We start from the raw sequence: 23,726 nt of genomic DNA, 5'->3' as shown, positions 1-23,726 counted from the left end.
TCACACTCCCGCTCGCCGCGGCGTTGCTCGTGCCGGCCGTGGCACATGCGTCCGGCGGCGGCACCCGAGGGAGCCTTGCCAGCGGACGCGGACTCGCCCGCGGGCGCGGCGGCGTCCGACGACGCGGCGGTGCTCGCCGCGGCGACGGGGGCGTCGCTCGTGGTGACCGGCGCGACGACCGCGGCGGTGGCCGGGGCCGGGGCCGGGGTGACCGGGACGGGCGTCGGGGTCGGCGCGGTCGCGGCCTTCTCGAGCAGCTGCTGGGTCTCGGTGAGGGAGACGGCGGGCTGCGGGGCGGCCTCGGCGAGCGGGTCCGGGGCGGCCTGGCGGTGGCCCTGGGTGACCTGGTCGCTCGACATCGGCGCCATCGGGCTCGACTCGTCGCGGTCGGTCAGCGGGGCCTCGTCCTCCTCGGACTCGGCCGGCGCGGGCTTCTCGACGGCGTAGTCGTCCTTGTCGACGACGGGCTGCTCGGCGGGCGCGGCCGGCTGGGGCTGCGCGGGCGCCTGCTCCTGCGTCTGCGCGGGCGCCGTCTGCGGGGGCTGCGGGGCCGGCTCGGCGGGCTGCTCCGCGGGCTCGGCGTCCTCGACCTTGGGCTCTTCGGCCGACGTTTCCCGCTCGTCGGAAGGATTCGGTTTAGGCGGCTCGTACTGAGGGAACGTCAGCTGCGGGCTGACGACGCCGGGAAGCGGCGGGTCGGCCTGGTCACCCGGGGCGGCCTGCGCGATCGGGGTGACGTAGAGCAGCAGCATGCTGCCGAGCGCGCAGGACGCAGCGACACGAATCCAGCGTCGCTGGCGTGCAAAGAGAATCCGCTGATCGGGCTGCTGGACAGGCAGAGCGGCGACTGTACGCACAAATTCGGACGCCGGGGTGACTTTTTGAGCCCTCTGGACGCACGTCCGAGGGCCGCGCTGGACGTCCGGCCAGGCGCCGGAAGTCCGGACGCTGACGTCAGCGGTTGACCCGGATTTTGAGCGTTCGGGTCCCAGTGGCCATTCCGGACCCCTTGCCCGTGAGCGTGACCGTGACCGTCTTGCCGACCGTGAGCCGCTTCTTGTCAAGCGCAAGCTGGAACGCCAGCGACGTGCCGCGCAGCGTCTTGGTCGTCTTCCCGACCACCCGCGAGCCGAGCTTCGCCCGCACGGTGACCGTCGCCCCGCGGGTGCCGCGCAGCGTGACCTTCACGCGCCCGGTCTTCTTCGACACGGTCTTCGCGGCCGTCGCGGAAGCGAGCGCCAGCGGCGGCAGCGGCGGACGCGGGGTCGCCGTGGCGGTCGGCGTCGGGTTCGGCGCCGGTGGCAGACCCGGGATGACCACGGTGAAGTCGCTGCGCGCGGGAGTCGGATCGGCCCGGCCGGAGGCGTCGACCGCGGTCACCTCCAGGCTGTGCGCGCCCTCCGCGAGCCCGGTCAGTGCGAGCGGGCTCGTGCACGGCTGCGCCGGCACGCCGTCGACCGAGCAGACGAACGTCGACGGCTCGCTCGCCCCGAACGCGAACGTGAAGTCGCGCGTGGTGAGGATCGGCGGCGGCGCCCAGCTGATCGTGGTCTCCGGTGCGGTCACGTCGACGGTCACGGACCGGGACGCGGACGCCGCGTTGGCCGCCGCGTCGGTCGCGGTGACCTGGAAGTTGTGCGTCCCGTCGCCGAGCCCGGCGTACCAGGCGGGCGAGGCGCACGGCGCCGTCGACCCGTCGAAGGTGCACCGGTACGTGAGCGCCGTGGCGTCGGTCGCGGCGAACGTGAACGTGGCCACGTCGTCGCTCACGGAGGCACCTGAGATCGCCACCGTCGGCGCGACGGTGTCCACCGTCCACGCGTACGAGATGTCCGTCGGGTCGTCGCTCGCCCGCAGCGTGAAGGTGTGCGCGCCCTCGCTCATCGTCCTTGTCGCCGGTGACACGCACGGCTCGAACGCGCCGGCGTCCCACTGGCACTGGTAACCCGTCCCGCCGGCGAACGTGAACGTCGCCGTCCGGCTCGCGGCGTTCGCGGCCGGCGTGGTCACGAGCCGCGCGCCGACCTGCGTGCCGTAGACGGCGAACTCGGACAGGTCGATGTAGTCCACGTTCGCGGTCTGGGTGCTCATCGGCAGCATCCGGACGAACGTGACGTTGCTGCGGGTGGTCGGGAACACCTTCATCACGTGGCGATCCGCCGCGGTCAGCGTGCCGGTGACCGCAACGTCGGTCCATGGCCCGGTCGCGCTCGGCCCGACCGCGATCTGGAACTGCGCCGTCGAAGAGCTCTCGGTGTCCCCGCAGCCCGCGCCGGGGTCGACGCCGAAGCCGGTGACGTTGATCGGCTCCGGCAGCTGCAGGACGAGCTCCTTGTCGCCGCCCGGCTGGGACGTCGACCACGTGCTGCCCGGGACGCCGTCGAAGGCCTGCTTGGGCCCGCAGCCCATCTCGGCGTTCTCGCTGCCCGCCGTCGAGCGCAGCGTCGCGCCGATCGCCCAGTTGCGGCGGATGGTGGCGTCCGCCACGCCCGGGACCGCGACGTCCTCGAGCACCGTCCGGTCGTAGCCCGCGGCGGTGACGATGACGTGCTCGTACGTGCGGACCGGCGTGTTCGCGAGCGTGTATTGACCGGCCGAGTTCGTCTTGGCCGTGAGCACCCCGCCGATGCTGACGGTGGCGTCGACCACCGGGTTCCCGGCGGCGTCGACGACCGTGCCCGTGAGGGTGCCGAGCGGCGTGCCCGCGACCGGCGGGAGGCTGTCGTCCTCCACCGGCGCGATGTCGGCGCCGTCCGTCGCGCTCGCATAGAAGCCCATCCCGCGCTTGGCGAACACGGCCCAGAGCTTCGCCCGCAGCGCCGCGGGATCGGCGGCCGCGGCCAGCAGGATCGCGTTGCGCATGTCCAGGAACGACGGCTCGGGCGGGGAGAGCTTCAGCGCTGCGGTGATGAGGCGCAGCGCGTCGCTGGAGCCGATCTCGGTCCGCACGTCCCACAGCGTCTGCGCCCAGATCTCGCCGTCGTAGTGGACCTCGGGCCCGCTGGTGACGTGCGCGAAGTCGCCGTACGTGTAGCCGGGGCAGCTGCCGCCGCTGCCGGCCGGGCAGTCGAGCGCGCTGCTGCGGATCGAGTTCGGCAGCGCGTCGGTGTACTCGCCCATGTGGATCTCGCCCGGCGTCGTCGAGTCGTTCTCGAGCCCGCTGGAGACGATGAAGTCCTTGGCGTAGAAGTCGCTCCAGCCCTCGCCCATCGCGCCCGCCTGCCACGAGCTCAGCGCGCCGACGCCGTCGGGGTACTTGACGAGCCGGTTCGTCAGCCCGTGCGCGTACTCGTGGAAGAGGATCGAAGCGTCGTCGCCGCTGTTCATGGTGCGGAAGCGCGTGCTCGACCAGCGGTACATCTGCATCCGCGGCGACCGGCCCGCGGGCGGCGTGTACATGTTCGCGTTGTTGGTCCCGCCGCCGTCGTTGGTCTCCAGCAGGAGCCGGTCGGTGCCGAAGTCGAAGCCGACCGCGTCCCGCAGGTGCTCGCGGAAGCGGTTCGCGAGGTAGAACGCCTGCACCGCGTTCTGCTCACGGTTCAGCTGCGGGTTGATGGCGGTCCACGTGCACGGCTTGGCCGGCGTGCAGGCGCCGCCGGTCGTGATCAACGTCGCCGGGTACGTCCCCGGCACGACCTCCTCGGTGCTGTCGGCGGCGTTGTTGTCGTTCACGTCCGAGTACACGTGCATCCACTGGCTGAAGAGCCGGGTGCTGGTCGGCGTGCTCAGCCACGGGCCGATGTCGAACAGATGGGGATCGACCGTGTCCGAGGGGTGCAGGTCCCAGACCTCCGCGTCCACCGACTTGACGAGGTTCGTCTTGCGCAGCACACGGCCGGTGTCGGCGTCCGTGATCACGTCGTAGATCGCGTCGGGCGCGACCTCGTCCTCGTAGCGGTACGCCAGCCGATCGTCGTAGATCGTCAGCTCGGCGTCCGGGTCGGGCTTCGCCAGGCGCGGCGTGGTGTCCGTCGGCAGGTCCGACGAGGGCGAGCCGAGCACGCTCAGCACGCGGCCGTCGTCGGTCACGTTCACGCGCAGCTCCGCGTCGGCGGCCTCGATCCCGTCGACCGCCTGCGGCCAGCGCACCTGGCGGATGCCGGCGAACGTCTCGACCGTCGGGTCGCCGAGCGTCTCGAGGTCAGCGGCGTTCAGGCCCAACGCGGCGCGGTGCTCGCGCACGTACCGGAGGCCGATCGCCGCCGCCGTGCCGGGGGCGGGCGCGGTCAGCGTCCCGTCGAGGTTCGCGGCGACGCGCACCGTGTCCGTGGCGGGGTCCAGCTCCACGTCCGCGCGCGCGGACGCAGGCAGCGCGAGCGCCGCCAGCACCACCACCCCGATCAGCCCTCCACGGCGTATGCGCCGAATCTAGACGGGCAACCTGAGAACACGACCCCGACAAATGGCCAATGTTCTGCCAGGATGGCGCGCCATGCAGCCGGAAGAGGCAGAGGTCAAGGCCGCGGGTGGGGTCATCCGCCGCGAGGATGGCGCGATCGCGGTCGTCCATCGTCCCCGCTACGACGATTGGTCGCTGCCGAAGGGCAAGCTCGATCCGGGTGAGACCTGGGAGGAGTGCGCGCTGCGTGAGGTGTGGGAGGAGACCGGGCTGCGCTGCACGCTCGGCGAGGAGCTCTCCCCCGTCTACTACGACGACCGCAAGGGTCGCTCGAAGGCCGTCCGCTACTGGCTGATGGAGGTCGAGAGCGGCGACTTCGAGCCCAACGACGAGGTCGACGAGCTGCGCTGGCTCGATCCCGTCCAGGCCTCGCACGTCCTGTCCTACGACCACGACATCGAGCTCGCCGAGGAGATCGCCCAGTCATGAACCGTGACCGCTTCCCCGGCCTGTCGGACGGCTGGGCGCGCCTGGACGGCGCCGCCGGCAGCCAGGTGCTCGACAGCGTGATCGACGCCATGTCCGACTTCATGCGCTCGGGCTCGATGGCCAACCACGGCGGCGCGTTCAAGCAGGCGATCGCCACCGACGAGCTCGTCGCGAGCACGCGCTCCGCGTGCGCGACCCTGCTCGGCGGCGACCCGGAGGGCATCTTCTTCGGCCCGAGCTTCACCGCGACCACGATGCGCTTCGCGGCCACCGTCGTGCGCGGGCTCGAGCCGGGCGACGAGATCGTCTGCACGCGCCTGGACCACGACTCCAACGTGCGCCCGTGGGTGATCGCCGCCGAGCGCGCGGGCGTGACGGTCAAATTCGCCGAGCCCACCGAGGGCACGCTGGAGCTGCCCGCCTCCGCGGTCGAGGCCGTGTTGAGCGAGCGCACCAAGTGGGTCGCGGTCACCGCCGCCTCGAATGCGGTCGGCACCGTGCCTGACCTCGACGGGATCGTCGCCGCCGCGCACGCCGTCGGCGCGAAGGTCTACATCGACGCCGTCCACGCCACCCCGCACCGGCGCTACGACCTCGCGACGATCGGCGCCGACGTGCTCGCCTGCTCGGCCTACAAGTGGTTCGGCCCGCACGTGTCCGTGCTCTGCGCCAGCCCGGAGCTGCTGTCCGCCTTTCACCCCGACAAGCTCAACCCGGCGCCGGACGAGGCGCCCGACCGCTGGGAGCTCGGCACGCTGCCGTTCGAGTCGCTCGCGGGCGTGCGCGCGGCCGCCGAGTACATGCTCGAGCTGGACTTCGACCAGGTCCGCGCGCACGAGGAGGGCCTGATGGCCCAGGCGCTCGAGGGCCTGAAGGCGATGGACCACGTGACGCTCTACGGCGACGCCGCCGACCGCGCCCCCACGCTGATGTTCACCGTCGAGGGCCATCACCCGGACGTCGTGGCTAAGGCTCTAGCTGAGCGTGAGATCTCGGTGTGGAACGGCAACTACTACGCGTGGGAGCTCGAGCGCGTGCTCGGCCTCGCCCCGCACGGCGGCATCCGGGCCGGGTTCCTGCACTACAACGACGCGTCGGACACCGAGCGGCTCCTCGCCGCGGTGGCCGAACTGGCGGGTTAGGAAATCGACACGGTGGCGGTTCTCATTACCGTCACTTAGCGGTACCGTTCCCAGCGTGAGGGTTGTGGGAGTGTCCGCCGTGCTGGCGGTTGTGGTCGCGATCGCGTTTCCGGTGGGGGCCGGAGCGACGGTTCCGCCGCGGACCTGTGGGCCGCTGGTGGTCGCGAAGCGCAACTACGTCATCAAGGCCGACCAGATCCGGTGCGCGAGCGCGATGAAGAGCGCGAAGTCGTACCTGACGTCCAAGCGGAAGCCGGCCGGCTTCACCTGCAAGGACTTCAAGGATTCCAAGATGACCTTCCGCTGCAGCAAGGGCGTCCAGGTCTTCTTCGCGATCCGCCGCTGACCTTGCGCGCCGGACAGCGGACGGTCATCGCCGGCGGCGGGGCCGCGGCGTTCCTGCTGGCGGCCGCGCCCGCGCACGCCCACGGGCTCGTGCAGCGCGCGAACCTGCCGATCCCGGAGTGGCTGTTCGGGTGGGCGGCGGCGCTCGTGCTGCTCGTGTCCTTCGCGGCGCTCGGCGTGCTGTGGTCCAAGCCGCGGCTCGAGGAGCCGCGGTGGCGGCCGCTTCCGGGCGGCGCCGCGCTGGGCTCGCGCGCCGTGGAGGTCGTGTGCGGGGCGGTCGGCGTCCTGCTGCTCGTGACGGCGATCCTCGCCGGCTACCTGGGGCCGGACGACCCGCTGTCGAACTTCGCGCCCGTGTTCGTGCTGATCACGTTCTGGGTCGGGATGGCGTTCGCGAGCGTGCTCCTCGGCGACGTCTTCCGCGCCTTCAACCCGTGGCGCGCGGTCGGGCGCGCGCTGCAGCTGCGCGGCGTCCGCCCCTACCCCGAGCGCCTCGGCGTCTGGCCGGCCGCGCTCGCGCTGCTGGGGTTCACGTGGTTCGAGCTGGTCAGCGGCTGGGGCGAGCACCCCGCGCGGCTCGCGACCGCCGCCGCCGTCTACTCGGTGCTCACCTGGATCGGCTGCGCCGTCTACGGCACCGAGACCTGGCTGCGCCGCGGCGAGGGCTTCTCGGTCTACTTCAACCTGCTCTCACGGATCTCGCCGCTGGAGAAGCGCGAGGGCGTGGTCGGCGTGCGGCCGCTGCTCGGCGGGCTGCCGCCGCTGGAGCGCCCGCCAGGGATCGTCGGCTTCGTCGTGGTGATGATCGGCACCGTCACCTATGACGGCCTGAGCCAGGGCGCGGCGTGGCGGAGCGTCGGCGACGCGCTCGGCGGCGCGGAGAACATCCCGGCCGGGACGATCGGCCTGCTGCTCGCGATCGCGCTCATCGGCGGCTTCTACCGCCTGGGCATGGCGGGCGCGCAGAGCGTGCCCGGCAGCCCCGACACGACCACGCTCGCGCGCGCGTTCGTGCACTCGCTGGTGCCGATCGCCGCGGTCTACGTCGCCGCGCACTACCTCTCGTTCCTCGTCATCGAAGGCCAGGCGATCCGCTACACGGCGTCCGACCCGTTCGGCGCGGGCTGGGACCTGTTCGGGTGGGCGAAGGACGGCATCGACTACGGCGTGCTGAGTCAGAACGCGACGTGGTACCTGCAGGTGGCGCTCGTCGTCGCCGGGCACGTCGCGGCGCTGGTGCTGGCGCACGACCGGGCGCTCGCGCTCTACGGTGAGGCCCGGTTGGCCGTCCGCTCCCAATACTGGATGCTCGGGATCATGGTCGGGTTCACGACGCTGGCGCTATGGCTGCTCGCCCAGGCGGGGTCCACGTGAGGCGGGCGCTCGTGCTCGCCGCGCTCGCGTCCGCGTTCGCCGCCTGCGGTGGGGACGGTGGCGAGCCGGCCAAGGACGCCGCGCCGCCGCGGGCGCCGTCGGACCGGCTGGTGGACCTCAAGAAGAAGCCGCCGCTGGTCAACACGCTGGACATCGACCCGGCCACGAACGACTTCCTGCTGACCACGAACCGCGGCTTCTTCCGCATCAGCGCCGACGGCAAGACGGTCACGCCGGTCAAGGGCACGATCCACGACGCCGGCAAGACGGCGACCGTCGGCACGTTCCTCGAGCTGCGCGCCTCCGGCCCGAACCAGCTGCTCGGCAGCGGCCATCCGGACAAGCTCGGCACGCTGCCGAACTTCCTCGGGCTGATCCGCTCCGACGACGGCGGCAAGACCTGGTCCGCGGTCGCGCGGATGGCAGACGCCGACCTGCACAAGATCATCCTGCGCCACGGCAAGCTCTACGCGTTCGACGCGGTGCTGTCGGCGATGCTGATCTCGCCCGACGGCGGGAAGACCTTCGAGGAGGCGTTCACGCCGCGCGGGCTGATCATCGACTTCGAGGTCGACCCGGCGGACGAGAACCGGATCGTCGCCTCCACCGACACCGAGCTGTTCCGCACCGAGGACGGCGGCGAGTCCTGGCGCCCGCTCGCGCCCGCCGACGGCATCCGGCTCGCCTGGCCGGACGCGAAGACGCTCTACCGCGCGACCAAGGACGGCACGTTCAGCGTCTCCACCGACGGCGGCACGCGCTGGGAAGACGTCGGCAAGGTCGGCGGCGAGCCCTACGAGATCCACGCGGTCGGGCCCCAGCGCGCGTTCGTCGCGCTCAGCGACGGCTCGATCATCGAGACCCAGGACGGAGGCAAGACGTGGCGAGATCGCTTCCGCCCGTAGGAGCCCACCGAGCAATACCGGCACACCTGCTGCGGCACATCCGCGGCACCTCGCGCCACCCACTCGGCTCACGTGCCAGGGGCACGCCACGCTCGAGCGCGCGGCCCGAGGCACTGGCGGCTGCACCACATCAGGCGCACCGCCCATTGCTCGGCGGACTCCTACTGGCGGCCGCCCTGCTGGTGGTCGCCCCTGCCGCCGCCGGCGCGCACTCGCTGATCCGCGTGCTCGGCAGCGAGGCCGTGTACCTGTCCCAGGACGCGACGTCGCTGAACACGCTCACCGTGCGCGCGACGGGCGGCGACATCGAGTTCCTGGACCCGACCGTGGACGGCGGCACGGACGTCGGCACCTGCCGGCCCGGCGACATCACCGGCGAGCCGAACTTCTGGGTGATCCAGGCCTTCTGCCCCAGCGGCGGGATCACGCGCGTGCGCGTGGACCTCGGCGACCGCGAGGACACGGCCACGATCACCCCCGGCCTGCCGGCGATCGTGCTCGGCGGCGCAGGCGCGGACGTGATCACCACCGGGGACCTGGTCGACTCCGTCGACGGCGGTGACGGCAACGACCGGCTCGCCACGGGCGGCGGCAACGACGTCGTCACCGCCGGGCTCGGCACGGACGACGTCGACGCGGGCCCGGGCGACGACAGCGTCGTCGTGCGCGACGGCCTCGCCGACAGCGTGCGCTGTGGCGACGGCAGCGATCGCGTCGACGCCGACGAGCTGGACGTCGTCGCCGGCGACTGCGAGACCGTGACGCGCACGAAGACGGCGCCGCCGCCGGACACGGTCGGCATCCAGGCCGACAAGACGCCCCCGAAGGTCGACGCCAGCGCGGTCACGCTGCAGAAGCTCGGCAAGAGGGCCGTCGTCCGCGTCGCCGCGACCTCGAGCGAGCGCGGGACGATCGGCGCCTCGGGCTTCCTCGACGCCGGCGACATCTCGCTCCCGCTCGACAACGCCTCCGCCCGCATCAACGTCGCCGGCGGCGGCGCCGAGCTGGCGATCAAGCTCACGGGCCGTGCGCTGCGCGAGGCCAAGAAGGCGCTCAAGCGCAAGCGCCGCGTCACCGTCCGCTTGTCGGTCGTCGCGACCGACGCGGCGGGCAACTCCGCGGCGCGCAACGCGCCGCGGATCCGCCTGCGCGCCTAGCGGCGCAACGACAACGACTCCGACACGCGCCGCACATTGCCGGACGGGTCGGTGATCGTGAGCTTGAGCGTGAGCTCGGTGCGCTTGGCCTTCAGGAGGCGAGCCTTCGCGCGGGCGTCGAAGCGCACGAACGCGTAGGTGGAGGCCGCGGCCTCCAGGCTCGCCTCGCCGCTCCCGACCGTGGTCAGGCCGGAACGCAGCTTGAGCTTGCGCGAAGTAGCCTTGGAGACCGTCAACGCCGCCTTGGCCGCGCACGCCTCCGAGCAGGTCACCCGCACGACGAGCCCGTCCTGCACCTCGTCCACACGCGGGGAGAACGCGACGCGCACGGTCACCCGTGGCGCCTGCCGGTCGTTGACGTTCGCGGTGCCGCCGCCCGGCGTGTCGGGACCGCCGTCACCGCTGCCCGGCACGGTCGGCACGGGGGTGGGGTCGGGCGGGGCGGGCGGCGTGTCGTTGTCGTCGCACATCGCACCGATGCCGTCCGCGTCCGCGTCGAGCTGGTCGGGGTTCGGGATCAGCGGGCAGTTGTCCTCGCCGTCACGCGTGTAGTCGCCGTCGTCGTCGTTGTCGCAGACGTCGCCGACCCGGTCGCTGTCGAGGTCCGACTGGTCCGGGTTGGGCGCGTTCGGGCAGTTGTCCTCGGTGTCGAAGTGCCCGTCGCGGTCCGTGTCGAACTCGCAGAGGTTGCCGACCCCGTTGTGGTTGTCGTCCTCCTGCAGCGGGTTGACGATCGTCCGGCAGTTGTCGCGCTTGACGCGCGTCGAGTTGTACTCGACCTGCCCGTCGCTCCAGTCCGGGACGCCGTCGGCGTCGTCGTCGGCCTCGCACCAGTCACCCGTCGCGTCGCCATCCGAGTCGGCCTGGTTCGGATTGCGCGTGCGCAGATCCTCGCTCGTGCCGGGTGGCGGCGGGCAGTTGTCGACGTTGTCCTTGACGAAGTCGCAGTCGCGGTCGTCGGGCGGCGGCGGCACCGAGTCGTCCATCGTCCGGCCGCTCCCGCCCGCGCAGTGCGGGAGCGGGGCGGCGGCCTCGCTGCGCGCCCCCGCCGGCGCCGCCACGAGCAGCGCCAGCGTGAGCACGACCAGCCACCACAACGGGCGGGCGCCGGAGCGCCCGCCCAGAGTGTCCATCACTACTTGCGCCGGACCACCTCGCAGTTGCGGTTCACGCGGTCCGTCTTGTCAGCGGTCACGGTGTCGCGACCCGCGCCGCAGTCGACCGTGTCGCGCCCGCCGCCGCGGACGCTGATCGTGTCGTTGCCGGCCCCGCCCTTGACGGAGTCGGTGCCCGCGCCGGCCACGATCTTGTCCGCGCCGTCGCCGCCGCTGAGCGAGTCGTTGCCGCTGCCGCCGTCGAGCAGGTCGGTCCCGGCACCGCCGGAGAGCTCGTCCTTGCCCGCGTCGCCCTCGAGCGTGTCGTTGCCGGCCGCACCCGTGAGGTCGTCGTCACCGAGGCCACCGCTGAGCTGGTCGTTGCCGGCCTCGCCCAGCAGGCAGTCGGCGCCGCCGTTGCCGTCGATCACGTCGTTGCCGCGCCCACCGATGAGCCGCTCGCCGACGCCCGTACCGGCCATCAGGTCGCGCGCCACCGTGCCGAAGATGTCGTTCGCGCACGCGCCCGCCTTCGGGCCGGGCTGCGGCGTCGGGCCGGGGCCCGGAGCGGGCACCGGAACGGCGACCGCCACGCTCGCCGACGCCGGAGCCGAGCTCGCGGCGCCGTCGTTGGCGGTGTAGGTGAACGAGTCCGTGCCGGTGAAGCCGGCGTTCGGCGTGTAGCGCACCGTCTTGCCCTCGACCGTCAGCGTGCCGTTCGCCGGCTGAGAGACGATCGAGTACGTGAGCGGGTTGCTGTTGGCGTCCGTGCAGCTCAGGTCGAAGCTGGACGCCGCGTTCTGCGCGCCGTTGACGCCGACGTTGAAGCACGTCGGGGCCGCCGCCGCGCCCTTGCCCGTGTACTTGAGCAGGTACAGGCCGTGGTCACGGTCGGAGGCGGCGATCAGGCGCTGGTTGTTCTGGGTGTAGGTCTCCACGCCCCAGAAGTTGTTGCCGCCCTTGTCGATGAACTTGCCGACCTCCTCGAGGCCGCCGGGCCCGAAGCCGAGCACGCGCAGGCCGCCCGCGTAGTACGAGGTGTACGCCAGGTTCTCCGTCGGGTCGGTCGCGAACTCGTGCACCGACAGATCGCCGAAGCCGACGGCGAAGCGCTCGTCGAGGGCTTCCTCGATCGCGAAGTGGTCGACCGCGACCGGGTCCGCTCCCGAGTTGTCGTACAGGTGCGTGTAGCCCCAGCCGTCGAAGGCGCCGGAGAGGCTGATCGGGTTGCCTACGGTGCCGATCGCCGGCGCCGGCGTCATCGTTCCGCCCGGGTTGCAGAAGTACGTGTCCGGGTCGTAGGCGCCGAGCATGAGCATGCCGACCTCGCGCGTGACCATCACGGAGATGAGGTCACGGGTGTAGCCCGCGAACGACATGTTGATCACACCGTTGTCGCACTGCGGAGCGGCGTTCGTCGCGTTGTTCATGATGACGAGACCGTCGTAGCCCGCGGTGTCGGCGTTCTCCGCCTTGTTCTGGAAGCCGCAGGCGGTGACGCCGTCCGGGAGGGTGCCGCCGCGCTCGGCGACGGCGATCGTCGCGGTCCCGGTCGCCGCCGGGATCGTCGCCGGGTTGCAGGCCTGCCCGATGTAGACGACGGTGCCCTCGAGCGGCGTGCTCGGCGTGACCGCCGGCCCCTGGGACGGGTTGCCCCACGCGGTGAACTGCAGCAGCCCGAACTCCTCCTCGTCGATCAGGCCGATCGCGCGGTACTGGTCGAAGTCCTCGTCCGCGGCCAGGATGTACTTGTTGTCGTGGCTGAACTCGCCCTGGTGGCCGTTGCCCTCCGGCAGCGACCACGGCTCGTCGGTGCCCGGGATGTCGACGAGCGGATCCTCCTCGCCGAAGTCGGTGTCACCGAGGATCACGGGGTTCGCCGGGTCGGCGACGTTGAGCTTGATGTAGCCCGCGTCCCAGTAGGACGCCAGCATCACCGGCACGCCGTTGATGTGCTTGACGGTCATGTCGTGCAGGAAGCCGAGCTGGCCGTTGGCGCCGGTGTCGGCGATGTCCACGTCCTGCGCCTCGGCGACCTCGAACAGGTCGAGGTCGGCGACGAAGACCGGGTTGCGCGGGTCGGTGATGTCGAAGATGTCGACGTCGTGGGCCTCGGTGTTGTCCACGATGACGGCGTAGGCCTTCGCGCCGTCCTGCCAGATGAAGATCGAGTGGGCGCTGTTGGCCGCGACCGACGGGTCCTCGCCGGACGCCGTGTCGTCGTCCGGGGTGCGGTCGCCGGCGGCCTGGACCAGCGTCTTCGGGTTGGCCGGGTCGCTCACGTCGTAGAGGTCGAAGCCGCCCTCGCCGACCGGGCCGCAGGACTCGTTGTTGACCGCCAGCACGTCGCCCTTGAAGCTCGCCGTGTCCAGCGTGATCGTGTGCGTGCCCTCACCGTGGTAGGTGTCCTCGAGGGCGGGCACGAACGCCAGCTGCTTCGGCTTGGCGGGGTCGGTGATGTCGACCGAGAAGAAGCCGCCGCGCTTGCAGCTCGGCTCGGACCAGGACGCGAGGTAGGCCGCGTTCTTGTAGACCGACACGTCGGCGATCTGGCCCGCCACGAGGCCCGGCTGCGTCGGGTCCGGCGCACCGGTCGACGGGTTGTAGCGGTACTCCGCGGGGGTCTCGAGCTCGAGCTTGCCGAGCAGCTCGACGTGCTCCTTCGCGGTCGGCAGGTGATCGACGTTGACGCCGTGCTGGCCCGTGGTCGAGAACGTCGCCGTGCGGACACCCGCGGCCTGGAACGAACCCGCGGGTCCTGTCGTGATCCCGTCCGACAACGACGCCGCGCCCGTCGCTCCGCGTTGGAACACCGACGGTCGTTTCATGTCGACCGCGTCGGCGGTTCCCGCTATCGCAAGCGGACCGAGAACGACCGCAGCCATGGCTGCGCCAAGCACCCTCCGGTTAGGCAATCCCATCGCCCCTCTACTTCCCTCTCAACTGTCCCTGCCGGCGCGAGCCCCAACGCCCTGGAGCACGGCCCCTCTCAAAAGCCGTGCGCTTGGCCTCATGCCGACCTCATGGGAAACCTACACCAGGTTTCAAACGTGGTGGGCCGATTCTCATAGGGAAGCCGTGACTACGGTACGTAGTAAGCGGGTACGGGTTCCGGCCGTATCGGAACGAGTTTTCGTCTCCCCAACAAACAGGAGGTTCTGGTGCTGAGTCACGCCCTGCGTGCCGCCACCTGCGGTGTAGCCCTCGTCTGTGCGCTCGCGCCCACCGCGGCGCACGCGGCCAAGCCGAAGCCGGCCGCCAAGCTGAGCGTCAGCCGGGTCGGCAAGCCGCCCGCGAGCGCCGAGACCGGGAGCACGTTCAAGCTCACCGCGCGCGTCGCGAACGCCAAGGGCCGCAAGGCCGCCGCGGGCCGGCTGACGTTGTCGCTGCGGCCGGCGAAAGGTTCGAAGACGAACCTGAAGGGCTACGCCGTAAAGTCGCTCAAGTCCGGCAAGGCCCGCTCGCTGTCGCTGTCGATCACCGTGCCGGCGACGCTCAAGGCGGGCACGTACTCGCTCGTCGCCTGCGTGCGCCGCACCGGCTCGCCGTCCTCGACGTGCAAGACCGCCGGGCGGATCAAGATCAGCGTCAAGCCCGCCCCGGTCCCGCCCGCGCCCCCGGCGCCCCAGCCGCCGGCGCCCACGCCGGCCCCGGTCTCGGCCGACACCGCCAAGCGGGTCATCACCGCCGCCGGCCTGCGTCGCCACCTGGACGCGCTGCAGGAGATCGCGACCTTCAACGGCGGCAACCGCGCCTCGGGCCTCGCCGGCTACGGCGCCACCCAGGCCTACGTCGTCAGCACGCTGCGCGCCGCCGGCTACACGCCGCAGGTGCAGCCCTTCGACTTCCTCTTCTTCCGCACGCTCGCGACGCCGGTGATGGAGCAGACGCTGCCCACGCCGCGCAGCTTCGTCGAGTACACGGACTTCGCCCAGTTCGACTACTCCGGCTCGGGCGACGTCACGGCCGCGGTGCGCGCGATCGACATCAACACGACCCCGCCGCGCGCCAGCACCAGCGGCTGCGAGGCGGGCGACTTCGCGGCGCTCCAGCCCGGCGAGATCGCGCTCGTGCAGCGGGGCACGTGCGACTTCGCCGTCAAGATCGCCAACGCCGAGGACGCGGGCGCGGCCGGCGCGATCGTCTTCAACCAGGGCGACTCCGCCGACCCCGAGCGCACGGACCTGTTCGCGGGCACGCTCGGCGTCGCGGTCGGCATCCCGTCCGTCAGCGTCTCCTACGCCGAGGGCGTGGCCCTGCAGGGCGCGACCGTGCACCTGGACACCTCGACCCGGACCGAGGAGCGCTCGACGTCGAACATCATCGCCGAGACGCCCGGCGGCGACCCGGGCAAGGTCGTGCTCGTCGGCTCGCACCTGGACTCGGTCCCCGAGGGCCCGGGCATCAACGACAACGGCACCGGCTCGGCGTTCAACCTCGAGCTCGCGGTGCAGCTGGCGAAGCTGGGCGCGCCCGCGAACAAGGTGCGCTTCGCCTGGTGGGGCGCCGAGGAGGAGGGCCTGATCGGCTCGACCGAATACGTGAACCAGCTCTCCGACGCGGCCTTCGCGAACATCGCGATGAACCTCAACTTCGACATGCTCGGCTCCCCCAACCACGCGAAGCTCGTCTACGACGGCGACTTCTCCGACTCCACGCCGCCGGCCTCCGCGCCGGACGTGAACCCGGGGTCGGCGGAGATCGAGAAGGCGTTCGTGGACTACTTCGCCGCGCAGGGCCTCGCGACGGAGCCGACCGCGTTCGACGGCCGCTCGGACTACCAGGCCTTCCAGGACAACGGCACGCCGGCAGGTGGCCTGTTCTCCGGCGCCGAGGAGCTCAAGTCCGCGGCGCAGGCGACCAAGTGGGGTGGGCTGCCGAACGTCGCCTTCGACGTCAACTACCACGGCGCGGGCGACACGATCGACAACATCGACTGGACCGCGTTCGAGCAGCTCAGCCAGGGCGCGGCGTACGTGACCGGCAGGTACGCGGCGCGGACGCTCGCGAACGCGGGTGGCGGCGCCGCGCGGGCCGTCACCGCCAAGCAGCGGAGCGCGCGGGCCGTCGTGAAGTCGGACTGGCGCGGGTCGAAGGTCCAGCGCTAGCCATGGCGGTGGGCGGGACGGCGCGCCGTCCCGCCCGCGCCGGGTTCAGCGATCGATCGCGGTCAGCAGATCGCGGTGGTCGTGCGCCTGGGCCCCGCCCCGGCGCGCGCTCGGCGGCGCCGGCGTGACGGCCGGGCGGTCCGGGATCTTGCTCTGCGCGAGCGTGATCAGCACGTGCGCCGCGGCATCCGAGTTCTGGTCCAGCGCGCGGTTGGAGTTGTTGAACACGTTGTCGCAGCCGAGGTGGTAGCACGGGTCGTACTGCTCACCCGCGGTGCCGCCGAACAGCGCCGCCTGCTCGGGCGTCTTGATGCCCTCGGCGCCGGTGAAGAGGCCACCGGCCGGGATGCCGTTGGCGATGAACGGGCCGTAGTCCGAGCGACCGTCGAAGTCGGTCGGCAGCGTCGGGATCCGCTGGGACTTGAAGTAGTCCAGGAAGAGCTTCTCGATCGTCGCGGAGAACGGCCGCGCGGCCGGGTGGAACACGTCCTCGCCGATCGGCGGCGAGTCCGACAGGTCGCCGTCGTAGACGAAGTTGACGTAGTTCGGAGAGCCGATCATGTCGAAGTTCAGGTTCGCCGCGATCTTCGCCCGCTCGCTCGCCGGCAGGCTCGCGATGTACGCCTCCGAGCCGAGCAGCCCCGACTCCTCGGCGCTGAACCAGATGAAGCGGATCTTGTTCTTCGGGTACACGCCGCGCAACTCGTGCGCGAACTCGATCAGCGCGGCCGAGCCGGAGCCGTTGTCGTTGATGCCCGGGCCGGTGCCGACGCTGTCCAGGTGCGCGCCGACGACGATCACCTTGTTCGGGTCGCCGGTGCGGGTCTCCGCGATCACGTTCTGGGTCGGGACCGCCGGGTTCGTGCGCCAGTCGATCCGGAAGCGCACGGTCTTGCCCACGAGGCCTTGGCGGACGCTGCCGGCGAGGTCGGCCACGGTCGCGACCTGCGCGGCGGTCATCGGGATCGTGATCCCGGCACCGTCGAGGTTGAACCAGCGCGGGTCCTCACGGCCGGGCACCCCCACGTTGCCCTCGTTGATGTAGACGATCGCGCCGGCGCCCGCCGCCTGCGCGTTGAGCCACTTGGTCAGCTCACCGCAGAAGCCGCGCTGGATGAGCACGATCGCGCCCGCCGGCATCCCGGCGAAGTCGGACGCTTCGCAGCCGGAGGTCGACGTGTTCGGTGCCGGTGACGGGATGACGAGGTCCGCGGCCCACACCGGGGCGGTCAGGTCGCCGGAGACCGTGTTCACCATCGAGCCGAAGTCGCCACCCGGGATCGACCCGGCGATGCCCGGGATGTAGCTCTTGCCGCGCCGGACGTCGAGGATCGGCTTCTTCCAGTCGGCGAGCGAGAACAGGTCGTACGTGAAGTCCTGGCGGCTCGTCTTGAGCCCCGCGAGCTTCGCGTTGAGCTCGACGTAGTCCGCCGACAGCCGGTATCCCGGCGTCCCCGCCAGCCGGTTGCCGTCCTTGAGCTCACCGAACAGGTTGAGCGCCGTCTGGTGGAGCCGGATGCCGTCGACGGAGACGGCCTTGCGCAGCTTGGCGGACGTGTCGTTGCCGCCGGAGGCGAGGGCCGGACCAGCACCCGCCAACAGGACGCCGGCGGCCAACACGGCCGCGGCGGAGAATGGGCCTCTCATGAGGCCCACCCTCCTACGCGGCGTAGTCGAAAGTCAAGCGCTCAGGAATTCGAAGCGATCTGCGGCGGGTCCGCGCCGAGGTCCGCAGACCCGAAGCGGTCGCTGGTGCCCGCGGACTCCTCGTCGCGCGGATCGATCGCCGGCAGCGACCGCAGGTAGCGGTCGGCGACGCGGGCGCACTGGCGCCCCTCGTTGATCGCCCACACGATCAGCGACTGGCCGCGGCGGGCGTCACCCGCGGCGAACACGCCCTCGGCGGAGGTGCTGTACGCGCCCGCCTTCGCGTTGCCGCGCGCGTCGCGCTCGACCCCCAGCCCTTCCAGCAGATCCTGCTCGGGCGACAGGAAGCCCATCGCGAGCAGCACGAGGTCGACCGGGTGCGACTCCTCGGTACCCGGGACGGCGTCGAACGGCGGCTGGCCGCTGTTCTGGACCCAGTGCACCTGCTCGACCTTGCCGTTGCCGGTGAGCTTGGTGGTGGAGATCGCGAAGTCGCGGTCGCCGCCCTCCTTCAGGGCGTACGAGGTGCGCAGCTTCACGGGCCAGCGCGGCCACGGCGTGAGGTCGTCCGGGCGCTTGGCGGGCGGCTCGCCGAGCAGCTCGATCTGCGTCACCGAAGCGGCACCTTCGCGCAGCGAGTGACCGACGCAGTCCGCGCCGGTGTCGCCGCCGCCGACGACGAGGACGTGCTTGCCCGCGGCCGTGATCGGCGCTTCGGGCGCGTTGCCGTCGAGCACACGCGCGCGGTCGTACAGGTACTCCATCGCGTAGTGCACGCCGTCCAGCTCGCGGCCGGGCACCGGCAGGTCACGCGGGACGCGCGAGCCGGTCGCGATGACCACGGCGTCGTGCTGCGCGCGCAGGTCCTCGGGCGTGATGTCCTTGCCGATGTCCACGCCGTAGCGGAACTCGACGCCCTCGGCGATCAGCTGCTCGAGCCGGCGCTCGATGACCCACTTCTCGATCTTGAAGTGCGGCACGCCGAAGCGGACCAGGCCGCCACCGGCCTCGTCGCGCTCGTAGACCGTGACGGTGTGGCCCGCGCGGCGCAGCTGCTGCGCCGCGGCCATGCCCGCCGGGCCGGCGCCGATCACGGCGACGGTGCGGCCCGTCTCGACCAGCGGCGGCTGCGGCTTGATCCAGCCCTCGTCCCAGCCGCGGTTGATGATCGAGACCTCGATCTGCTTGATCGAGACCGCGTCACCCTCGCGGATCTCCAGCACGCACGCCGCCTCGCACGGGGCGGGGCAGAGCCGGCCGGTGAGCTCCGGGAAGTTGTTGGTGGCGTGGAGCTGGTCCAGCGCCTCGCGCCAGCGGTCCCGGTAGACGAGGTCGTTCCAGTCGGGGATGAGGTTCCCGAGCGGACAGCCGTTGTGGCAGAACGGGACGCCGCACTCCATGCAGCGCGCGCCCTGCTCGCGGACGCCGTCGGCCGGCAGCGTCTCCACGAACTCGTTGAAGTCGTGCAGGCGCTCGGCCGGATTGCGCTCCGGCTGCTCGACCCGCGCGATCTCGAGGAACCCCCCAAGCTTGCCCATCTAGGAGTTCCTCCCGGTGCCCGTCGCCGGCGCGCCGACGACTTCGGTCGCCGCGTCGCGATCTTCCGTGGCCTGCATCGGCGCTTCCGCCTCGGCCATCTCCTTCAGCGCACGCTTGTAGTCGTGCGGCATGACCTTCTTGAAGCGCGGGAGGTAGTCGTCCCACGCGTCGAGGATGCGCTGCGCGACGGGCGAGCCCGTGCGCTCCGCGTGCTCCTCGATCAGGTTGTGCAGCTCGATGGCGTCGGACTCCTCGATCGGGTCGAACCCGACGAGGCCCATGTTGCAGCGCTGCTCGAACGTGTCGTCCTCGTCCAGGACGTACGCGACGCCACCGCTCATGCCGGCCGCGAAGTTGCGCCCGGTCGGGCCGAGGACGATCGCGCGACCGCCCGTCATGTACTCGCAGCCGTGGTCGCCCACGCCCTCGACGACGGCGCTCGCGCCCGAGTTGCGCACCGCGAAGCGCTCGCCCGCGAGCCCGCGGAAGAACGCCCGGCCACCGCTCGCCCCGTAGAGCACGGTGTTGCCGACGATGACGTTCTCCTCGGCCTTGAAGAGCGAGTCCTCGGGCGGGGTGACCGCCAGGACGCCGCCGGACAGGCCCTTGCCCGTGTAGTCGTTCGCGTCGCCGATCAGCGTCAGCTCCACGCCCGGCGCGAGCCACGCGCCGAAGGACTGGCCGGCGCTGCCGCGCAGCGTGTACTGGATCGTCCCGGGCGGGAGCCCCTGGGCGCCGTGCACCTTCGTGACCGCGCTCGAGAGCAGGCCGCCGACGGTGCGGTTGACGTTGCGCACGTCGAAGTCGCCCGTGACCTTCATCCGGTTGTCGATCGCGTCCTTCGCCGACTCGATCAGCGTCCAGTCCAGCGCGCCCGGCAGCGGCGAGTCCTGCGGGCGCAGGCGCCGGCGCGGGGCGTCGTCGGCGACCGGCGGCGCGGACAGCAGGTGCGTGAGGTCCACGCCACGTGCCTTCCAGTGCTCGATCGCGGTGTCCGCCTCGAGCAGGTCCACGCGGCCGACGAGATCCTCGTAGCGGCGGATGCCGAGGCGGCGCATGATCTGCCGCGCCTCTTCCGCCACGTAGAAGAAGAAGTTGACGACGTGCTCGGGCTGGCCCTTGAACCGCTTGCGCAGCTCCGGGTCCTGCGTCGCGATGCCCACCGGACACGTGTTCAGGTGGCAGGCGCGCATCATGATGCAGCCCGTCGCGATCAGCGGGGCGGTCGAGAAGCCGCACTCGTCCGCGCCGAGCAGCGCGGCCACGATGACGTCGCGGCCCGTCTTGATCTGGCCGTCCGTCTGCACCCAGATGCGCGAGCGCAGGTCGTTGAGCACGAGCGTCTGCTGGGTCTCGGCGAGGCCGATCTCCCACGGCGCGCCGGCCGACTGGATCGAGCTGAGCGGGGACGCGCCGGTGCCGCCGTCGTGGCCGGCGATCAGCACGTGGTCGGCGTTGGCCTTCGCCACGCCCGCCGCGACCGTACCCACGCCGACCTCGGACACCAGCTTCACCGAGATGCGGGCGCCCGGGTTGGCGCAGCGCAGGTCGTAGATGAGCTGCTTGAGGTCCTCGATCGAGTAGATGTCGTGGTGCGGCGGCGGCGAGATGAGCCCCACACCCGGCGTCGTGAAGCGGATCGAGCCGATGTAGCGGTCGACCTTGTGGCCGGGCAGCTGGCCACCCTCGCCGGGCTTGGCGCCCTGGGCCATCTTGATCTGCAGCTCGTCGGCGTTGACGAGGTAGTTGATGTTCACGCCGAAGCGGCCCGAGGCCACCTGCTTGATCGCGGAGCGGCGACGGTCGCCGTTCGCGTCCGGCGTGAAGCGGACGGGATCCTCTCCGCCCTCACCCGTGTTCGACTTGCCGCCGATGCGGTTCATCGCGATCGCGAGCGTCTCGTGCGCCTCACGGCTGATCGAGCCGAGCGACATCGCGCCGGTGACGAAGCGCTTGACGATGTCGGCGGCCGACTCGACGTCGTCGATCGAGAGCCACTCGTCCTCGGGCAGCTCCTTGAACTTCAGGAGCCCGCGCAGCGTCGCGCGCCGGGCCGCGTCCTCGTTGACGAGCTTGGAGTACTCGTCGTAGGTCGGCTGGCCACCGTGGCGGACCGAGTGCTGCAGGAGCGCGATCGTCTCCGGGTTCCACATGTGGTGCTCGCCCTCGCGGCGCCACGCGTAGACGCCGCCGACCGGCAGCAGGTCGTCGTTCGTGAGCTCGAACCCGCGCGCGTGCCGCTGGAGCGTCTCGATCGCGAGGATCTGGCTGTCGATGCCGCCGATCCGCGACGCGGTGCCGGTGAAGTGGCGGTCGACGAGCTCCTCGGCGAGGCCAACGGCCTCGAAGATCTGCGCCCCGTTGTAGGACTGGATCGTCGAGATGCCCATCTTCGAGATCGTCTTGAGCAGGCCCTTGGCCACGCCCTTGACGACGTTCCACTGGGCCGTCTCGAAGTCGTCGACGCCCGGCACGCGGCCGTCGTCGACGAGCTCCTCGAGCGACTCGAGCAGCAGGTAGGGGTTGATCGCGGACGCGCCGTAGCCGATCAGCGTCGCGAAGTGGTGCACCTCACGCGGCTCGCCGGACTCGAGCACGAGGCCGGTCTGCAGACGCGTGCCCTCGCGCACGAGGTGATGGTGCACGCTCGCGACCGCCAGCAGCGACGGGATCGGCGCCCGCTCGGGGCTCGTCGCGCGGTCGGAGAGGATGAGGATGTTCGTGCCGTCGGCGAGCGCGGCGTCGGTCTCCGCGTACACGCGCTCGAGCGCGGCGAGCATCCCGTCGGGACCCTCGCTCACCGGCCACGTGATGTCGACCGTGTGCGCCTTGAAGACCGACGAGTCCACGTGGCGCAGCTGCGCGAGCTCACGGTCGAACAGCAGCGGCGTCTGCATCAGCAGCTGGTGCGCGTGCTCGGGCCCTTCGGTGAGCAGGTTGCTCTCAGAGCCCACGCCCGTGCCGTGGCTCATCACGATCGCCTCGCGGATCGGGTCGATCGGCGGGTTCGTGACCTGCGCGAACAGCTGCTTGAAGTAGTTGAACAGCGGCGGCTGATGGTCGCTCAGCACGGCCAGCGCGTTGTCGTTGCCCATCGAGCCGATCGGCTCTTCGCCCTTCGCGGCCGTCGGCGCGAGGAGGACGCGCAGGTCCTCCTGCGTGAAGCCGAACGCGCGCTGGCGAGTGTGCAGCGGCGAATCGGGCTTCGGCAGCGTCGGCGCCTCGGGCAGGTCGGCGATGCGCACGATGCCCTCGTCGAACCACTGCTTGTACGGCTTGGCCGTCGAGACCTCGCGCTTGACCTCGGCGTCGTCGACGATCACGCCGCGCTCGAGATCGACGAGGAAGAGCTTGCCCGGCTGCAGGCGGCCCTTGCGCTTGATCATGCTCGCCGGCACGTCCATCACGCCGGTCTCGGAGCCGAGCACGACCCAGCCGTCCGTCGTCTCCAGCCAGCGCCCGGGGCGCAGGCCGTTGCGGTCCAGCGTCGCGCCGATCACGCGGCCGTCGGTGAACGTGACCGCGGCGGGGCCGTCCCACGGCTCCATGAGGCACGCGTGGTACGCGTAGAACGCCTTGAGCTCCTCGGGGATGTCGTCCCGGTCGGCGTAGGCCTCCGGGATCATCATCATCACCGCGTGCGGGAGGGTGCGGCCCGCCAGCGTCAGCAGCTCGAGCACGTTGTCGAACGTGGCCGAGTCCGAGCCGCCGGCGCGCACGACCGGGAGCACCTTCTGCAGGTCCTCGCCGAACAGCTCGGAGGCGAGCTGCGACTCGCGGGCCCGCATCCAGTTGATGTTGCCGCGCACCGTGTTGATCTCGCCGTTGTGGGCGATCATCCGGAACGGGTGGGCGAGCTCCCAGCTCGGGAACGTGTTGGTGCTGAAGCGCGAGTGGACCAGCGCCATCGCGGTCTTCGTGCGCTCGTCGGCCAGGTCCGGGAAGTAGCCGAGCAGCTGCGGGCTGGTGAGCATGCCCTTGTAGACGATCGTGCGGCTGCTGAAGCTCGGGATCACGAGCTCCGGGCCGGCCGCCAGCTCGGCGACGCGGCGGATCACGTACAGCTTGCGCTCGAACGCGTCCTGGTCGGCTGCGAGCTCGTCGCTCGCGGCGACGAACAGCTGCTTGACGTACGGCGCGTAAAGGTTGGCCGTGATGCCGACGTAGTCCTTGTCGACCGGCACGTCGCGCCAGCCGATGACCCGCTGGCCCTCGTCCTCGACGGTCCGCTTCAGGAGCTCCTCGAACTCCACACGCCGCGCCTCCTCGCGAGGGAGGAAGCACATCGCGACGCCGTAGGCGCCGAGCGGCGGCAGCTCGGCCTTGACCGTGCCGCGGAAGAAGTCGTCGGGGAGCTGGAGCAGGATCCCGGCGCCGTCTCCCGTGTTGGGATCAGCGCCCGCCGCGCCACGGTGCTCGAGGTTCTCGAGCGCCACGATGGCTCGTTCTACGGCCTCGTGCGACGGCTTCCCATCGAGCTTGGCAACCATGGCGACGCCACAGGCGTCGTGCTCGTAGGACGGGTCGTAGAGGCCGATCCGGCCACGTGGACGTTCAGACATAGGCGAGCGACGGGGTCGGGGGACG

The 23,726-nt window shown here is 71.4% G+C and carries 13 protein-coding genes and 1 pseudogene; 7 read left to right on the top strand and 7 right to left on the bottom strand.

The annotated features are described in order from the left end of the window. Both OJ997_RS26785 and OJ997_RS26780 read right to left on the bottom strand, forming a co-directional pair. Positions 1–752 (bottom strand): annotated as a pseudogene (locus OJ997_RS26785) (hypothetical protein); the annotation flags it as partial. 202 nt (positions 753–954) lie between these two features. After that, positions 955–4,329, bottom strand: coding sequence for a M36 family metallopeptidase (locus tag OJ997_RS26780; protein WP_270028365.1), 3,375 nt, complete (start codon positions 4,327–4,329; stop codon positions 955–957). A 103-nt stretch (positions 4,330–4,432) separates the two neighbouring features. Between OJ997_RS26780 and OJ997_RS26775 the strand changes: the two genes are divergently transcribed. The 6 genes from OJ997_RS26775 (at position 4,433) to OJ997_RS26750 (ending at position 9,751) form a co-directional block, all read left to right on the top strand. Then, positions 4,433–4,828: an NUDIX hydrolase gene (locus OJ997_RS26775; protein WP_270028364.1), complete on the top strand. Its 396-nt coding sequence runs from the start codon at positions 4,433–4,435 to the stop codon at positions 4,826–4,828. Beyond that, positions 4,825–5,970, top strand: a complete 1,146-nt coding sequence (locus OJ997_RS26770) for a cysteine desulfurase-like protein (RefSeq protein WP_270028363.1) — start codon at positions 4,825–4,827, stop codon at positions 5,968–5,970. Before OJ997_RS26775 ends, OJ997_RS26770 begins: the two co-directional genes overlap by 4 nt. A 55-nt stretch (positions 5,971–6,025) precedes the next feature. Beyond that, complete coding sequence (locus tag OJ997_RS26765; RefSeq protein WP_270028362.1) at positions 6,026–6,316, top strand: hypothetical protein; 291 nt, start codon at positions 6,026–6,028, stop codon at positions 6,314–6,316. A 2-nt stretch (positions 6,317–6,318) separates the two neighbouring features. Further along, positions 6,319–7,689, top strand: a complete 1,371-nt coding sequence (locus OJ997_RS26760; protein ID WP_270028361.1) for a fenitrothion hydrolase — start codon at positions 6,319–6,321, stop codon at positions 7,687–7,689. Then, complete coding sequence (locus tag OJ997_RS26755; RefSeq protein WP_270028360.1) at positions 7,659–8,594, top strand: WD40/YVTN/BNR-like repeat-containing protein; 936 nt, start codon at positions 7,659–7,661, stop codon at positions 8,592–8,594. Before OJ997_RS26760 ends, OJ997_RS26755 begins: the two co-directional genes overlap by 31 nt. A gap of 146 nt (positions 8,595–8,740) precedes the next feature. Further along, positions 8,741–9,751: a hypothetical protein gene (locus OJ997_RS26750; protein ID WP_270028359.1), complete on the top strand. Its 1,011-nt coding sequence runs from the start codon at positions 8,741–8,743 to the stop codon at positions 9,749–9,751. Here OJ997_RS26750 and OJ997_RS38170 read toward each other — a convergent pair. Both OJ997_RS38170 and OJ997_RS26740 read right to left on the bottom strand, forming a co-directional pair. Continuing rightward, positions 9,748–10,884: a thrombospondin type 3 repeat-containing protein gene (locus OJ997_RS38170; protein WP_270028358.1), complete on the bottom strand. Its 1,137-nt coding sequence runs from the start codon at positions 10,882–10,884 to the stop codon at positions 9,748–9,750. The two genes, OJ997_RS26750 and OJ997_RS38170, sit on opposite strands and share 4 nt — an antisense overlap. Before the next feature lie 2 nt (positions 10,885–10,886). Beyond that, positions 10,887–13,673, bottom strand: a complete 2,787-nt coding sequence (locus tag OJ997_RS26740; RefSeq protein ID WP_270028357.1) for an Ig-like domain-containing protein — start codon at positions 13,671–13,673, stop codon at positions 10,887–10,889. A 333-nt stretch (positions 13,674–14,006) separates the two neighbouring features. Between OJ997_RS26740 and OJ997_RS26735 the strand changes: the two genes are divergently transcribed. Continuing rightward, positions 14,007–15,953 carry a M28 family peptidase gene (locus OJ997_RS26735; RefSeq protein WP_270028356.1) on the top strand — a complete coding sequence of 649 codons (1,947 nt, stop codon included), beginning with the start codon at positions 14,007–14,009 and terminating at the stop codon, positions 15,951–15,953. 45 nt (positions 15,954–15,998) lie between these two features. On the opposite strand, the gene OJ997_RS26730 is transcribed toward OJ997_RS26735, so the two are convergent. Genes OJ997_RS26730 through gltB form a run of 3 tightly spaced genes read right to left on the bottom strand, consistent with a single transcriptional unit; the run spans position 15,999 to position 23,701 of the window. Further along, positions 15,999–17,600, bottom strand: a complete 1,602-nt coding sequence (locus OJ997_RS26730) for a M28 family peptidase (protein WP_270028355.1) — start codon at positions 17,598–17,600, stop codon at positions 15,999–16,001. 41 nt (positions 17,601–17,641) lie between these two features. Continuing rightward, positions 17,642–19,138, bottom strand: a complete 1,497-nt coding sequence (locus tag OJ997_RS26725; protein WP_270028354.1) for a glutamate synthase subunit beta — start codon at positions 19,136–19,138, stop codon at positions 17,642–17,644. Then, positions 19,139–23,701 (bottom strand): glutamate synthase large subunit, encoded by a 4,563-nt coding sequence (gltB, locus tag OJ997_RS26720; protein ID WP_270028353.1) that lies wholly within the window; start codon positions 23,699–23,701, stop codon positions 19,139–19,141. Positions 23,702–23,726 lie beyond the last annotated feature (25 nt).

Source organism: Solirubrobacter phytolaccae (assembly GCF_027587195.1).
Taxonomy (GTDB): domain Bacteria; phylum Actinomycetota; class Thermoleophilia; order Solirubrobacterales; family Solirubrobacteraceae; genus Solirubrobacter; species Solirubrobacter phytolaccae.
The sequence above is the reverse complement of the archived record's forward strand: the minus strand, read 5'-3'. Positions and strand labels throughout refer to the sequence as shown.